The sequence below is a fragment of the Methylobacterium sp. WL8 genome, assembly GCF_008040045.1.
Taxonomy (GTDB): Bacteria; Pseudomonadota; Alphaproteobacteria; order Rhizobiales; family Beijerinckiaceae; genus Methylobacterium; species Methylobacterium cerastii.
Genome location: NZ_VRVF01000009.1, coordinates 12,200 through 26,534, shown reverse-complemented (window position 1 = coordinate 26,534; position 14,335 = coordinate 12,200). Strand labels below are relative to the sequence as shown.

The following is a 14,335-nucleotide window of genomic DNA, read 5'->3' as shown; positions in this document are numbered from 1 at the left end:
GCGGGCCTTGCATCCCACCCGAGCCGTCGAGCCCTCCCGACGCGATCCGCGTTCAGACAGGACCTTTGCGAATGATCAAACTGACGGTGAACGGAGCGCCACGCAGCTTCGACGGCGATCCCGACATGCCGCTGCTCTGGTACCTGCGCGACGAGCTCGGGCTGGTCGGCACCAAGTTCGGCTGCGGCCAGTCGCTGTGCGGCGCCTGCACGATCCACCTCGGCGGCACCGCCACCCGGTCCTGCACCACCCCGATCTCGGCCGCAGCCGACCAGGCGGTGACCACCATCGAAGGGCTCTCGCCCGACGGCAACCATCCGGTGCAGGTGGCTTGGCGCGACCTCAACGTGGCGCAGTGCGGCTACTGCCAGTGCGGCCAGATCATGCAGGCGGCCTCGCTCCTGAAGGACACGCCCAAGCCCACCGACGCGCAGATCGACGAGCAGATGAGCGGCAACATCTGCCGCTGCGGCACCTACCCGCGCATCCGCGCCGCGATCCACCAGGCCGCCGGCCAAGCGCCCGCCACCAAGGGAGAGCGCCTGTGATCCACGACGCCAAGATGATGGCCGAGCTTGCGGCCGAGACGCCGACCCGGACGCCGCTGATCGCCAACGTCAGCCGCCGCACCATCCTCGGTGGCCTGGGCGCCTTCGTGCTCGCGGTGAACCTGCGCGGCACGGCCAAGGCCGAGGCCGCCAAGGACGAGCCGCCGAAGTTCGGCGCCGACGGCATGCCGCACGGCTGGCGCGACGACCCGAAGATCTTCGTCGCGATCGCCGCCGACGGCCGCGTGACCGTGACCAACCACCGCTCCGACATGGGCCAGGGCGTGCGCACCTCGGTGGCCTTCGTGGTCGCCGACGAGCTCGAGGCCGACTGGTCGAAGGTCGGCGTGGTCCAGGCCTGGGGCGACGAGGAGCGCTTCGGCAACCAGGACACCGACGGCTCGCGGAGCCTGCGCCACTTCTTCCAGCATTTCCGCCATGCAGGCGCCGCGGCCCGGCTCATGCTGATCCAGGCGGCCGCCAAGCAGTGGAACGTGCCGGCCTCCGAGGTCACGGCCGAGAACCACGTGCTGGCGCACGCCAAGTCGAAGCGTACGATCGGCTACGGCGAGGTCGCGGCCGCCGCGGCGGAGCTGCCGGTGCCGGCCCGCGAGAGCGTGGTGCTGAAGGACCCCAAGGCCTTCCGCTACATCGGCAAGGGCCAGATCGGCATCATCGACAACCGTGACATCACCACCGGCAAGGCCGTCTACGGCCTCGACACGAAGCGCGAGGGCATGCTGTACGCCCTGGTCGCGCGCCCGGCCGTCTACGGCGGCAAGGTCGTCTCGTACGACGACACCGAGACCAAGAAGGTCCCCGGTGTCGTGAAGGTGTTCAAGATCGACGGCGGGGCGATCCCGTCCGAGTTCATGCCGCTCGGCGGCGTCGCCGTGGTGGCCAAGAACACCTGGGCGGCGATGAAGGGCCGCGAGGCCCTTAAGATCGTCTGGGACGACGGCCCGAACGCCGGCTACGACACCGACGCGTTCCGCACCGAGCTCGAGAAGGCGTCGCGCGCACCCGGCAAGGTCGTGCGCAACCAGGGCGACGTCGACGGGGCGATGGCCAAGGCCAAGACGAAGCTCACGGCCGACTACTTCGTGCCCCACCTCGTCCAGGCTCCGATGGAGCCGCCGGCCGCCGTGGTGCAGGTGAAGGACGGCGCGTGCGAGGCCTGGGCCTGCACGCAGGGTCCGCAGGCCGCCCACGACCGGCTGGTCAAGGCGCTCGGCCTGCCCGCCGACAAGGTGCGGGTGAACGTGACGCTGCTGGGCGGCGGCTTCGGCCGCAAGTCCAAGCCCGACTACGTGGTCGAGGCGGCGCTCTGCTCGCGCGAGGTCGGAGGCGCGCCGGTGAAGCTCACCTGGACCCGCGAGGACGACATCCACCACGGCTACTACCACACCATCTCGGCCGAGCACCTCGAGGCGGGCCTCGACGACAAGGGCATGCCGGTGGCCTGGCTCCACCGCTCGGCGGCGCCGACGATCGGCTCGATCTTCGCGCCCGACCCGAAGCACGAGCTGCCGTTCGAACTTGGGATGGGCCTGGTCAACACGCCGTTCGCGGTGCCGAACATCCGGCTGGAGAACCCGGAGGCGGCCGCCCACGTCCGGATCGGCTGGTTCCGCTCGGTCTCGAACATCCCCCACGCCTTCGCGATCCAGTCGTTCGTGGCGGAGCTGGCGCACGCCGCGGGACGCGACGCGAAGGACTACCTGCTCGATCTGATCGGGCCGGCGCGCAAGATCGATCCGACGACGATCGGCGACGTGTGGAATCACGGCGAGGACCCCAAGCTCTACCCGATCGACACCGGGCGCCTGCGCCGGGTGATCGAGACCGCCGCCGGCGGTGCCGGCTGGGGCCGCAAGCTGGAGAAGGGCCGGGGCCTCGGGCTCGCGGGTCACTACAGCTTCGTCACCCACACCGCGGTCGCGGCCGAGGTCGAGGTCGACCCGAAGGGCGGCGTGAAGGTGGTGGCCGTCGACATCGCGATCGATTGCGGGCCTCAGGTCAACCCGGAGCGCATCCGCTCGCAGATGGAAGGCGCCGTGGTGATGGGGATGGGCCTCGCGCTCACCTCCGAGATCACCTTCAAGAACGGCCGGGCGCAACAGAACAACTTCGACGGCTACGAGATCATTCGGATCGACGCCGCCCCGAAGGTGATCCGCGTGCACCTCGTCAACTCGGGCACCTGGGACGGCCCACTCGGCGGCGTCGGCGAGCCCGGCGTTCCGCCGGTGGCGCCGGCCATCGCCAACGCGGTGTTCGCCGCCACCGGGCGCCGCGTGCGCCAGCTACCGATCCGCGACCAGCTCAGCGCCTGAGCCGGCGGACCCGCGCCGCCCGACGGCGCGGTGACGGATTGGACGACCGAGGGGCCCCTCTTCAACCGGAAGAGCGGGCCCTTCGGCGTTCTTGCGACGGCGCGTCGCCTGCGAAGCGCGTTTTCAAGGCGTCATCTGTCGTAAGGGCCGCCTTTCAGGGGAGCCTTGCCGGCGGATGCCGCGTTTCCGTCGGCAAGCCGTTCGGCTCCCCCGTTCGGCTCGAAGACACCGGAGATTCCATTCGATGACGCGTCTCGCGTACCTCGCCGCCCTGCTCGCGGCGCCCGCCCTGATCGCATCCGCCTCGGCCTCGCCCTGTTCCGAGCGGATCGACGGCCTCGACAAGCGGGTGAAGGCGGAGGCGACGGCCGCGATCTCGGCTTCGACCAGCGGCCAGGGTGCCGCCGCCAAGCGCGGCGGCGAGGGCGTGACCGGCACGGAGGGGACCGCCCCCGGCCAGTCGCCGCAGGCCCCCCCGGAGAAGTCGGCCGAGGCCGGCAAGGGCGCCGACGCCGCCCAGCAGGCCAAGGTCGCCCTCGACGAGGCCCGCACCGCCGACGCCAAGGGCGACGCCAAGGCCTGCGACGCCGCGGTGACGCGCGCCGAGGGCCAGCTCAAGTCGGCTCCGTAGGCCTATCGCGTTCACGAACGCCGGACGCTGCACCTACAAAGGTCAGTGGATCGACGGGACTGCCGCAGATGGATCCGGCTCAAGTTGCGGGTATGGCGCGGGTCCCCGCTCCCCGCACGCGGGGAGAGGCCCGGCTGCACCAAGTCGTACAGCCAGGGAGCGGCGGCGAAGCCGAAGGGACGGTGAGGGGGCACGAACGGATGTGGTTCCTCCGTGGCAGCCCCCTCACCTTCGGCTGCCGCCTCGCTTTGCCGACGACGAGGTCGGCAAAGCCCTCTCCCCGCAGGCGGGGCGAGGGGATGCGAGCACGACGAACTGCCACAAGCAGGGATGTGTGAGTCCTATGCCCCATACGGGAGGAAGGGCGGGTGGCGCGCAGCCTGTGTGCGACTGTGCGTAAGATGCGGGGCGCTGCACGAAGGTTAGAGCCTGCGAGCGCGCAGGGAGCACCGAGCGTGGTGCTTGGCCGGGGGGCGAAGAGCGCGTCCTCGCCCCGAGGGGGCGTCGTCAGGCGATCGCGTCGAAGGTGATGCGGGCGGCGGTGGCACCGAGGGCGTGCGCGTTGCCGTTGAGGCCGGCGCAGAGGTCGTCGATCTCGGCGACGTCGAGGGCGTCGCCGGTCTCGGCGGCGATCGCGTCGATGAGATGGTCCTGCCGGGGATCGAACGGGTGACCCTGCATCCGGTAGAACTGGTAGTAGCGCAGGGCCGCCAGGACCGTGTCGCGCTCGCGGGCCGTGACCGTGAAGTTCTGCATGGGCTGTTGGCTCCCGTGTGGCTTCATCGAACGCCGGTGCGCGCCGCGGCGACCGCACCAAGCTTGTCCATTGTACGCACGGCGTCGTGAGCGTCCATGTCTTGACAGAGCGATCCGGCGTGATTCGCCAAAGAAAGTCCGATTGCGCGCAAGCTGGACTTGAGTTTCCGAAAGCAATTCGCGTGGTTTTTCAGTGCGCTGCTGAATCGCCCGGCGTTATTCTGCCTAGTTTTCTGGCCCGATGCATCGGATCACGAGACGAGGGCGGCGAAGTAGGCCGGCACCGTCTCGCTCGCCGGGCCGTAGCGGGCCTCGTCGAACGCGTCCGCGTTGTCGGACGGCTCGGCGTTGAGCTCGCAGGTCGGGATGCCCTGCGCTCGCGCGTGCCGCACATAGCCGGCCGCCGGGTAGACGGCGCCCGAGGTGCCGATCGCGACGAACAGGTCGGCGGTCGCGAGCGCCGCCTGGATCGCGTCGAGGTGGTGGGGCATCTCGCCGAACCAGACCACGTCGGGCCGCGACGTGCCGACGGCGCCGCAGCGCGGGCAGGCGTCGGCGACGTGGAGGTCGCCGGGGCAGGCGAACGTGCCGCCGCAGGCCGTGCAGCGTCCCTTCAGGAGTTCGCCGTGCATGTGCACGACGGCGCGCGAGCCCGCCCGCTCGTGCAGGTCGTCGACGTTCTGGGTGCACAGGAACAGCCGCCCGCCGCGCTCGCCCAACGCCGCCTCGGCCCGGGCCAGCGCGACGTGGGCCGGGTTCGGCGTGGCCGCGACCACCCCGCGCCGGCGCAGGTTGTAGAAGTCGATGACGGTGTCGGGGTCGGCCGCGAAGGCCTCGGGCGTCGCGAGCCGCATCGGATCGAACCGCGCCCACATCCCGCCGCGGTCCCGGAACGTGCCGAGCCCGCTCTCGGCCGACACCCCGGCTCCGGTGAGGAGGAAGACGTTCTTCGGAGGCTTGCGTTCGAACATGGGCGCGAGATTACACCCGTCCGACCCGAACCTCACCTCGGAACCTCAGCGCTGGAGCGCGGCGGCCCGGCCGCGCGCGGCGAGGCTCGGCGGAGGCCACCCGACGGCACCGTCTTCAGGGCGATGCCGTCCCGGCGGACAAGCCGGGCTATAACGCGCCGATGCGCTTCCTCGGCCGCCTCCTCCTCGGCTTCCTCGCCCTGCTCCTCGCGATCCCGGCCGGCGCCGCGATCCTGCTCGGCGCCCTCGTGCTCGATCCGGTGGCCAGCGTCTGGCTGACGCGAGGGGCGCTGGCCGGGCTTCATGCCGGCCTGTCGGACCTCGCCGCCGGCCTGCCGCCGGAGAGCGTCGCGTTCGTCGTCGCGGGACTGGCGAAGGCGTCCTTCGTGCTGCTGGCGGTGCCGCCCGCCCTCGTCGCGCTCGTCGGCGAGACCCTGCGATGGCGCGGCCTCCTCTGGTACGGCGCCGGCTGCGGCCTCCTCACCGCCGCCCTCCCCTGGCTCGTGCGCGGGGCCGTACGCCCCGGCGGCGCGGCGCTGGCGGCGGAGGCGCGCGTGACCGCGATCCTGTTCCTGGCCGGCGCCGGCGCCGGGCTCGTCTACTGGCTGATCGCGGGGCGAAGCGCCGGACGGCCCGCGTAAGCGTTCCAAGACGGGGCTCGCGGAACCCGCCGCCGGGACGAAGCGCCGGCGCCTGCCGCGTGGCCGCGGCCGTGCTATCCACGGTGGCATGAGATCGACCCGCGCCGTCCTCGCCGTCCTGCTCGCGCTCGGCGGTCCCGCCTCAGCACAGAGCCCGGCGCCGCCGATCCCCTCCGACGACGCGCGGATGCTGCCGGTCCTGGCCGTGCACGGCATGGTCGCGAGCCAGGAGGCCCAGGCGACGCGCGTCGGCGTCGAGATCCTCCGGCGCGGCGGCAACGCGGTCGACGCCGCGGTCGCGGTCGGCTTCGCGCTGGCGGTGACCCTGCCGCAGGCGGGCAACCTCGGCGGCGGCGGGTTCATGATGGTGCACCTGGCCGACCGGCAGGAGATCGTGGCGATCGACTACCGCGAGACCGCGCCGAGGGCCGCCACCGCCGACATGTTCCTGGCGCCCGGCGGCGAGCCGGACCGGGACGCCTCGCGGCGCGGCGGAAAGGCCGTCGGCGTACCGGGCACGGTGCGAGGGCTGGCGGAAGCGCACCGCCTCTACGGATCGGGCAAGCTGTCGCTCGCCGAGCTGATCGCGCCGGCCGAGGCGCTGGCCCGCGGCGGCATCCCGGTCGCGGGCGGCCTCGCCGATTCCCTGCAGCGCTCGGCCGGCCTCCTCGGGCGCTGGCCCTCGACCCGGAAGATCTTCTTCCGCGGCGACGCCCCCCTGCCCCGGGGCGAAAGCCTGGTGCAGGCGGATCTCGCGGGCACGCTGCGCGCCATCGCCGAAGGCGGGCCGGACGCGTTCTACGCCGGCCCGGTCGCCGCGCGGATCGCGGCGGCCGTGCGCGAGGCCGGCGGCCTGATGACGGAGGCGGACCTCTCCGCCTACCGCCCGGTGATCCGTCAGCCGGTGCGCGGCAGCTACCGCGGTTACGAGGTGATCTCGATGCCGCCGCCCTCCTCGGGGGGCGTCCACCTGATCGAAATCCTGAACATCCTCGAGGGCTTCGACCTCGCCGCGATGGGCGCGGGCAGCGCCGCCGCGATCCACACCCTGGCCGAGGCGATGAAGCCGGCCTACGCCGACCGCGCCACCTGGCTCGGCGACCCGGACCGGGTCCGCGTGCCGGTGCAGGGCCTCACCGCGAAACCCTACGCGGCGACGCTGCGCCGGGCGATCGACCCGGACCGGGCGCGGCCCGCCGACAGCATCGCGGCCGGCGACCCTCCGCCGCCGGAGCCCGACCAGACCACGCATGACTCGGTGGTGGACGCGGCCGGCAACGCGGTCGCCAACACCTGCACCCTGAACTTCTCCTACGGGGTCGGGCTGGTGGCCGAGGGCACGGGCGTGCTGCTCGACAACGAGATGGACGACTTCTCCGCCAAGGCCGGCACCCAGAACGCCTACGGCCTCGTCGGCGGCGACGCCAACGCGGTGGCGCCGGGCGCCCGCTCGCTCTCCTCGATGACGCCGACCTTCCTGTTCCGGGATGGACGCCGACCTTCCTGTTCCGGGATGGGCAGCTCACTCTCGTCACCGGCAGCCCCGGCGGCAGCCGCATCATCACCACGGTGCTCGCGGTGATCGTCAACCTGGTCGATTTCCGCATGAACCTCGCGGAGGCCGTCGCCGCGCCACGCATCCACCACCAATGGAAACCGGACGTGCTGCGCGTCGAGCAGGGTCTCTCGCCCGACACCCTCGCCCTGCTGCGGGCGCGGGGCCACGACGTTAGGGTGGGGGCGAGCTCGGGCTCGGCCAACTCGATCCTGCGCAGCGGCGGCCTGCTCGCGGGGGCGGCCGACCCGCGCCAGCGCGACACGCTGGCCGAGGAGTATTGATGTGAGGCCTGAGTATTGAGGCAGGACCCAAGACAACCTGAGGCGTCACGCCCGAGCGCCCTTGGCCCCGGCCGCGCCTGCGCGTTAAAGGGGGATCGTCACAGAAGGTCCCGATGCTCGCCGTCCGCTCCCTCGCGTTCAACCTCTGCTTCTACGCCGCCACCACGCTGATCGCGTTCGGCGGGCTGCCGACGCTGGTCTCGGGGCGGGCGGTGATGCGGCTGGCGCGGCTGTGGGGGCGGGTGACGCTGTGGCTGCTGCGCGTGGTCGCCGGCACGCGGGTCGAGTTCCGCGGGCTGGAGAACATCCCGGCCGGCGCGATGCTCGTCGGCGCCAAGCACCAGTCGGCGCTGGAGACCCTAGCCCTGTGCACGGTGTTTCCCGAATTCGCCTACGTGCTGAAGCGCGAGCTGCTGTTCATCCCGCTGATCGGCTGGTTCCTGTCGCGCAGCGGCATGGTGGCGATCGACCGGTCGAAGGGCGCGCGCGCCATGAGCCTGATGAACGCGGCTGCGGCGGATGCGATCGCGCAGGGGCGCCAGCTCATCGTCTTCCCCGAGGGCACCCGGACGGCGCCGGGCGCCGACCCGGCCTACAAGCAGGGCCTGTCCCACCTCTACGCGGCGCTCTCCGTGCCGTGCCTGCCGGTGGCGCTGAACACCGGCCTGTACTGGCCGCGCCGCAGCTTCGTCCGCCGCCCCGGCACCACGGTGATCGAATTCCTGCCGCCGATCCAGCCGGGCCTGGCGCGCGCGGACTTCCTCGACCTCGTCCAGGATCGCATCGAGACTGCCTCGAACGCGCTGCTCGCCGCCGGACGCGCCGACCTTGGACAGGCCGGCCGAACGGCTCCCGAGCCACAGCGCGAAACCTCGCGCCCGGCCTGACGTCGGACGCCGATTCCTGCGTCCGCGGCACCACCGGGACATTGTGAAACGCCCTTCGAATTCCCATTTTGTTCTCACGAGACGAATCGCTTGACGGGCGCTCGGCGCCCGATCTAGGTTGGAACGAATGGCGAACAAGAGAGCCTTGTCCTGGTCTGCGGCCCTCCGCGACCTGACGGACGAGCGGACACGGAGACGGGACGTGCGGGAAGAGCGCTTGAGGACCACCGCCGGCCTTCGCGGCACCCCGGCCCTGGCGCTCAGCGCCTGGCGCGGGCGTTCGGGACGGCGCTATGTGGTCGGCGTGCATGACCTCAGCGCGCCCGAGCTCGACGAGATGGGCGAGGCGGTGGTGATCGCCGTCCGCCGCGATCCCGCGGGCATCGCCGAGCTGGTGTCGGTGTCGTCCTCCGGTGAAAGCCCGCGCGAGCGCCTGCATCGCACCTGGCTCGCCCGCGCCCGCAAGGGCGGCGCGACGGAGATGCACGTGCACCGGCTCGCCGAGGGCGAGGCCGAGCGCAAGGCGATCGTCGACGACCTCTCGATGGAGAGCGCGGACCCCGCGCACGCCTGAACCCCCTTCGCTCGATCGGGCCGGCCGGCGTATCCGGCTGGCGCACCCGCGATCGAGCGAAGGCCGTATCCGCGGTCCGGTGGGGTGATGCGGATTCGGCGTGACGCCGCCTACGCCCCAGTTTCGCCCCGAGCCTCCCCTCATGGCTTGCTGGACGCATGACGATCGCGGACGAACCTGCGATGGGGCGAGCGCGCGGAGCGAACGATGCAGGATCCGGCAAGGCAAGATCCGGCAAGGCAAGGTCCTCTGGGGCAAGCCCCGGGCGAGCCCGTAGCAGTGCCACAGCGGGCGCCGCGCTCCCGGCGCGGCCTGTTCATGCCCTACATCCTGCTGCTGGCGCTGGTGGTGCTGTGGTCGGCGGGCTGGTTCTACGTCCGCGGCCGGGCGGCCTCCGAGATGGACGGCTGGATCGCCCGCGAGGCCAGCGCCGGCCGGACCTGGACCTGCGCCGACCGGTCGATCGGCGGCTATCCGTTCCGAATCGAACTGCGCTGCGGCTCGGTCAGCCTCGCGCGCGCCGACGGACGCTTCCGGCTCGGCCCGCTGACGGCGGTCGCGCAGGTTTACCAGCCGCGCCACGTGCTGATGCTCACCGAGGGCCCGTTTCACGTGGAACAGGGCGACCTCGTCGGCGACGCGACCTGGACGATGCTGGAGGGCAGCTTCCACGGCGCATCGGACGGGTTCGTCCGGGCCTCGCTCGTGGTCGACGCGCCGTCTGTGACGGTGGCCGGCGCGACGCCCGATCCGATCGCAGTCTCCGCCCGCCACCTCGAGCTGCATGCGCGCCCGACGCCAGGGCGCTTCGAGTCGGACGGCGCCGTCGATCTCAGCCTGCGCCTGTCGCAGGCCCTGGCGCCGTTGGCGGACGCGCTGATCGGCAACGCCGACCCGGCCGACCTCACCCTCGACGCCACCGTCGACCGCGCGACGACCCTCGGCACCGGTACGGTGGCGCGCGAGCTGGAGCGCTGGCGCCAGGCCGGCGGAAGCCTCGACGTCGCCAGCCTGGCGCTGGCCAAGGGCGAACGGCGGCTGCAGGCCAAGGGCAGCCTCGGGATCGACCAGGGCCACCGCGTCGCGGGGCAGCTCGACCTGCGCGCGGCGGGCGTCGAGTCGCTGGTCGCCGCGGTGGTCGGGCAGCGCTTCGGCGCCGACCGCGGCGCGCTGGTCGGCAACCTCGTCGGCGGCCTGCTCGGGCTGCGCCGCCAGCCCGAGGGCGGTGCGGGCGACGCCTCCGGCGAGGTGGCGCTGAAGCCGCTGCCGCCGCTGCGGCTCGCCGACGGCCGGATCCTGTTCGGGCCGATCGCGATCCCGAACGTGCGGCTGCAGCCGCTGTACTGATCGCACGCGTCCGGCATCGAGGGTGGAGCAGACTGCGCCGCCCGCACGGCGCCGGCCATACGCAAAACAGCGTATAGGCCGCGACGCGACCGAGCCCCTAGCCTGCGCCACGATCCGCGGCCGTTCCATGAGCCGCCGGACGCGAGATGCGAGGCGTGAGGCACGATGGCTGACGGGGATCACGATCTAAACCGGGGCTTGCGCTCGCCGCTGCGGCGCAAGCTGCTCATGGGGCTGGCGGCCGCGCCGGCCCTCTCGCTCCTGCCGCGCAACGCCTTCGCCGCCGGCCCGGCGACCTCGGCGGTGAGCACCACCGGCCTCGCCGTCACCGACACCGAGGTGACCTGCGGCATCCTCCACTCGATCACCGGCACCATGGCGATCTCGGAGACCGGCGCGCAGCAGGCGGAGAAGCTCGCCATCGCGCAGATCAACGAGGCCGGCGGCATCCTCGGCCGCAAGATCAAGATCATCCAGGAGGACGGCGCCTCCGACTGGCCGACGTTTGCCGAGAAGGCCAAGAAGCTCCTCGTCAACGACAAGTGCGCCGCCGTGATGGGCTGCTGGACCTCGGCCTCGCGCAAGGCGGTGCTGCCGGTGTTCGAGCAGTACAACGGGCTCCTCTACTACCCGACCTTCTACGAGGGCCTGGAGCAGTCCAAGAACGTGTTCTACACCGGCCAGGAGGCGACGCAGCAGATCCTCGCGGGTCTCGACTGGGTGCACAAGGAGAAGGGCGGCGACACGTTCTTCTTCGTCGGCTCGGATTACATCTGGCCGCGCACCTCGAACAAGATCGCCCGCAAGCACGTCGAGAACGTGCTCAAGGGCAAGGTCGTCGGCGAGGAGTACTTCCCACTCGGCCACACGCAGTTCAACTCGGTCATCAACAAGATCAAGCTCACCAAGCCGAAGGTGATCTTCACCGACGTGGTCGGCGGCTCGAACGTGGCGTTCTACAAGCAGCTGAAGGCCTCCGGCATCGACCTCTCGAAGCAGGTGCTGCTGACGATCTCGGTCACCGAGGACGAGATCGACGGCATCGGCGGCGACAACATCGCCGGGGCGTACTCGTGCATGAAGTACTTCCAGTCGATCGAGAACGACAACAACAAGAAATTCGTTGCCGACTTCAAGAAGATGTGGGGCGAAAAGACCGTCATCGGCGACGTCACCCAGGCCGCCTACCTCGGGCCTTACCTGTGGAAGATGGCCTGCGAGAAGGCCGGCTCGTTCGACGTCGACAAGGTCGTCGCCGCCTCGCCCGACCTCGAGTTCAAGGGCGCGCCGGAAGGCTACGTCCGCATCGACCCGAACCACCACCTCTGGTCGAAGACCCGCGTCGGCAAGGCCAAGCCCGACGGCCAGTTCGAGATCGTCTACACCAGCCCCGAGCTGATCAAGCCGGACCCGTTCCCGAAGGGTTACCAGTAGGCCGCATCCGCGCGCCGCCGGCGCGGCGCGCGATTTGCAGACGGCCTTTCGACGATCACTCATCCCCCCGACCTCATCCTGAGGCGCCCGCGGCAGCGGGCCTCGAAGGAGGGCTCCAGGGGTCGCCGAGCGCGCCGGAGGGCCCCTTCGAGGCCTCCGCTTCGCTCCGGCACCTCGGGACGAGGTGGGAGGGTGGGAGACGGCGATCGCGCAAAGCGGCGGGCCACGGCCCTCCGGCATTCCCGACGGCTCGGAGCGCACGGATGTTCGGTGACTATTCCCTCGGCGACCTCGGCGCGATCTTCGCGATGCAGGGCTTCGCCGGCCTGATCCTGTTCTCCGTCTACGTGCTGATGGCGCTCGGGCTGGCGATCATCTTCGGCCAGATGGGCGTGATCAACATGGCGCACGGGGAGTTCATGATCCTCGGCGCGTACATGACCTACCTGTGCTCGACGTTCTTCCAGAGCTACCTGCCGGCCCTGTTCCCGGGCTACTTCTTCCTGGCGATGGTGCTCGCCTTCTGCGCCTCGGGGGCGCTCGGGATGCTGGTGGAGTGGGCGCTGATCCGCCACCTCTACAAGCGCCCGCTCGACACGCTGCTCGCCACCTGGGGCCTGTCGCTGATCCTGCAGCAGGCCTACCGCTCGATCTTCGGGGCGCGCGAGGTCGGCGTCGAGCTGCCGACCTGGCTGATCGGCTCGGTGCAGGTCACCGAGTCCATCGAGATCCCGATCAACGGCCTGTTCGTGATGGCTGTCACCACGCTGATCACGGTCGGCGTCGCGCTGCTGATCTACCGCTCGCGCTTCGGCCAGCAGGTTCGCGCAGTGATGGCGAACCGCCCGATGGCAGGCGCCGTCGGTATCGATACCGAGAAGGTCGACCGCTACACCTTCGGCCTCGGCTGCGGCATCGCGGGCGTGGCCGGCTCGGCCTTCACCATGATCGGCTCGACCGGGCCGACCTCGGGCCAGCTCTACATCGTCGACACCTTCCTGATCGTCGTGTTCGGCGGGGCGGCCTCTCTGCTCGGTACCATCGCCTCGGCCTTCTCGATCTCGCAGACCCAGTCGACGCTGGAATTCTTCCTCTCCGGCTCGATGGCCAAGGTGCTCACCCTGCTCGCGGTGGTCGGCATCCTGATGCTGCGGCCGCAGGGCCTGTTCACCCTCAAGGTCCGGCGCTGAGGATTTCGACGATGAAGAACCCCGTCCAGACCCTGACCAAGTCCGTCACCGTGAACGACAACCCGTTCATGAAGCCGATCGAGTGGCTGAGCCTCGCGCTTCTCGCTCTGGTGCTCCTCGTCGTGCTGCCGAGCCTGCTCGACGCCTTCCGGCTCAACCTGGTGGGCAAGTACCTCACCTACGCCTTCGTGGCGCTCGGCCTCGTCATCTGCTGGGGCTATGCCGGCATCCTGTCGCTCGGCCAGGGCTGCTTCTTCGGCCTCGGCGGCTACTGCATGGCGATGTACCTGAAGCTCGAGGCGTCCAGCGTCGCGAACACCAAGATCCAGTCGACGCCGGGCATCCCCGACTTCATGGATTGGAACCAGATCACCGAACTGCCGTGGTTCTGGAAGCCGTTCCAGAGCCTGCCGCTGACCTTGATCCTCGTCGTCGCGGTGCCGGTGCTGTTCGCCTTCGCGATCTCGGCGGCGATGTTCAAGCGCCGGGTCGGCGGCACCTACTTCGCCATCATCACCCAGGCGATCGCCGCGATCCTGACCATCCTGATCGTCGGGCAGCAGGGCTACACCGGCGGCATCAACGGCATCACCGACCTGCGCACCCTCCACGGCTGGGACATCCGCACCGACAGCGCCCACACCATCCTGTACTTCGTCAACGGCGGGCTGCTGCTCGGCTGCATCCTGATCGCGCAGTTCGTGAAGAAGTCGAAGCTCGGGCGCATCCTCGTCGCGATGCGCGACAAGGAGGACCGGGTGCGGTTCTCCGGCTACTCGGTCGCCGGGTTCAAGGTCTTCGCCTTCTGCCTCGCCGCCGCCTTCGCGGCGATCGGGGGCGCGATGTTCACCCTCCAGGTCGGGTTCATGTCGCCGTCCTTCGTCGGCATCGTGCCCTCGATCGAGATGGTGATCTACGCCGCCGTTGGCGGGCGGATGTCGCTGTTCGGCGCGGTCTGGGGCACGCTGCTCGTCAACTGGGCCAAGACCAGCTTCTCGGAATCCTTCCCCGACCTGTGGCTGTTCGGCCTCGGCGCCCTGTTCATCGCCGTGGTGCTCGCCTTCCCGAACGGCCTCGCCGGCATCTGGCGCGAGCACATCGAACCCCGCCTCACCCGCCGGGTGAAGGGTCTGCGCGCCCCGCCCCCCGCGATCGTCCCCCACGGCGCCCCGGCCGAGTGA

At 70.8% G+C, this 14,335-nt stretch carries 12 protein-coding genes and 1 pseudogene; 11 read left to right on the top strand and 2 right to left on the bottom strand.

Features of this window, described 5'->3' with window-relative positions:
* Positions 1-71: 71 nt before the first annotated feature.
* The 3 genes from FV234_RS05445 to FV234_RS05435 all read left to right on the top strand — a co-directional run bounded on the left by FV234_RS05445 (position 72) and on the right by FV234_RS05435 (position 3,515).
* Entirely contained in the window at positions 72-548 is a 477-nt protein-coding gene (locus tag FV234_RS05445) for a (2Fe-2S)-binding protein (RefSeq protein ID WP_147752202.1), read from the top strand.
* Complete coding sequence (locus FV234_RS05440; RefSeq protein ID WP_147828311.1) at positions 545-2,884, top strand: xanthine dehydrogenase family protein molybdopterin-binding subunit; 2,340 nt, start codon at positions 545-547, stop codon at positions 2,882-2,884. Before FV234_RS05445 ends, FV234_RS05440 begins: the two co-directional genes overlap by 4 nt.
* A gap of 244 nt (positions 2,885-3,128) precedes the next feature.
* The gene (locus FV234_RS05435; RefSeq protein WP_147752200.1) at positions 3,129-3,515 is read left to right on the top strand and encodes a hypothetical protein; all 387 of its coding nucleotides are present in this window, start codon (positions 3,129-3,131) and stop codon (positions 3,513-3,515) included.
* A 507-nt stretch (positions 3,516-4,022) separates the two neighbouring features.
* On the opposite strand, the gene FV234_RS05425 is transcribed toward FV234_RS05435, so the two are convergent.
* Positions 4,023-4,271, bottom strand: a complete 249-nt coding sequence (locus tag FV234_RS05425) for a hypothetical protein (RefSeq protein WP_147752198.1) — start codon at positions 4,269-4,271, stop codon at positions 4,023-4,025.
* Positions 4,272-4,522: 251 nt separating this feature from the next.
* Entirely contained in the window at positions 4,523-5,242 is a 720-nt protein-coding gene (locus FV234_RS05420) for an NAD-dependent deacylase (RefSeq protein ID WP_147828309.1), read from the bottom strand.
* Positions 5,243-5,403: 161 nt separating this feature from the next.
* On the opposite strand from FV234_RS05420, the gene FV234_RS05415 reads away from it, so the two are divergent.
* From FV234_RS05415 to urtC, 8 genes and pseudogenes are all read left to right on the top strand, one after another.
* Positions 5,404-5,883 carry a hypothetical protein gene (locus FV234_RS05415; RefSeq protein WP_147828308.1) on the top strand — a complete coding sequence of 160 codons (480 nt, stop codon included), beginning with the start codon at positions 5,404-5,406 and terminating at the stop codon, positions 5,881-5,883.
* Positions 5,884-5,971: 88 nt separating this feature from the next.
* A pseudogene (gene ggt / locus FV234_RS05410) lies at positions 5,972-7,722 on the top strand (gamma-glutamyltransferase).
* Between the two features lie 113 nt (positions 7,723-7,835).
* Positions 7,836-8,609: a lysophospholipid acyltransferase family protein gene (locus FV234_RS05405; protein WP_147761804.1), complete on the top strand. Its 774-nt coding sequence runs from the start codon at positions 7,836-7,838 to the stop codon at positions 8,607-8,609.
* 217 nt (positions 8,610-8,826) lie between these two features.
* Positions 8,827-9,183: a hypothetical protein gene (locus tag FV234_RS05400; protein ID WP_306422408.1), complete on the top strand. Its 357-nt coding sequence runs from the start codon at positions 8,827-8,829 to the stop codon at positions 9,181-9,183.
* Between the two features lie 318 nt (positions 9,184-9,501).
* Positions 9,502-10,530 carry a DUF2125 domain-containing protein gene (locus FV234_RS05395; protein WP_238270976.1) on the top strand — a complete coding sequence of 343 codons (1,029 nt, stop codon included), beginning with the start codon at positions 9,502-9,504 and terminating at the stop codon, positions 10,528-10,530.
* 165 nt (positions 10,531-10,695) lie between these two features.
* Positions 10,696-11,964, top strand: a complete 1,269-nt coding sequence (gene urtA / locus FV234_RS05390; protein ID WP_147753752.1) for an urea ABC transporter substrate-binding protein — start codon at positions 10,696-10,698, stop codon at positions 11,962-11,964.
* A gap of 263 nt (positions 11,965-12,227) precedes the next feature.
* Positions 12,228-13,154: an urea ABC transporter permease subunit UrtB gene (gene urtB / locus FV234_RS05380; protein ID WP_147753751.1), complete on the top strand. Its 927-nt coding sequence runs from the start codon at positions 12,228-12,230 to the stop codon at positions 13,152-13,154.
* Between the two features lie 11 nt (positions 13,155-13,165).
* Positions 13,166-14,335 (top strand): urea ABC transporter permease subunit UrtC, encoded by a 1,170-nt coding sequence (gene urtC / locus FV234_RS05375; RefSeq protein WP_147753750.1) that lies wholly within the window; start codon positions 13,166-13,168, stop codon positions 14,333-14,335.

Bases quoted from the DNA above. Each gene is read 5' to 3' on its own strand.
- FV234_RS05425 (WP_147752198.1), bottom strand. From the start codon at position 4,271: ATGCAGAACTTCACGGTCACGGCCCGCGAGCGCGACACGGTCCTGGCG.
- urtA (WP_147753752.1), top strand. From the start codon at position 10,696: ATGGCTGACGGGGATCACGATCTAAACCGGGGCTTGCGCTCGCCGCTG.
- FV234_RS05415 (WP_147828308.1), top strand. From the start codon at position 5,404: ATGCGCTTCCTCGGCCGCCTCCTCCTCGGCTTCCTCGCCCTGCTCCTC.
- FV234_RS05395 (WP_238270976.1), top strand. From the start codon at position 9,502: ATGCCCTACATCCTGCTGCTGGCGCTGGTGGTGCTGTGGTCGGCGGGC.
- FV234_RS05435 (WP_147752200.1), top strand. From the start codon at position 3,129: ATGACGCGTCTCGCGTACCTCGCCGCCCTGCTCGCGGCGCCCGCCCTG.
- FV234_RS05405 (WP_147761804.1), top strand. From the start codon at position 7,836: ATGCTCGCCGTCCGCTCCCTCGCGTTCAACCTCTGCTTCTACGCCGCC.
- FV234_RS05420 (WP_147828309.1), bottom strand. From the start codon at position 5,242: ATGTTCGAACGCAAGCCTCCGAAGAACGTCTTCCTCCTCACCGGAGCC.
- urtC (WP_147753750.1), top strand. From the start codon at position 13,166: ATGAAGAACCCCGTCCAGACCCTGACCAAGTCCGTCACCGTGAACGAC.
- FV234_RS05445 (WP_147752202.1), top strand. From the start codon at position 72: ATGATCAAACTGACGGTGAACGGAGCGCCACGCAGCTTCGACGGCGAT.
- urtB (WP_147753751.1), top strand. From the start codon at position 12,228: ATGTTCGGTGACTATTCCCTCGGCGACCTCGGCGCGATCTTCGCGATG.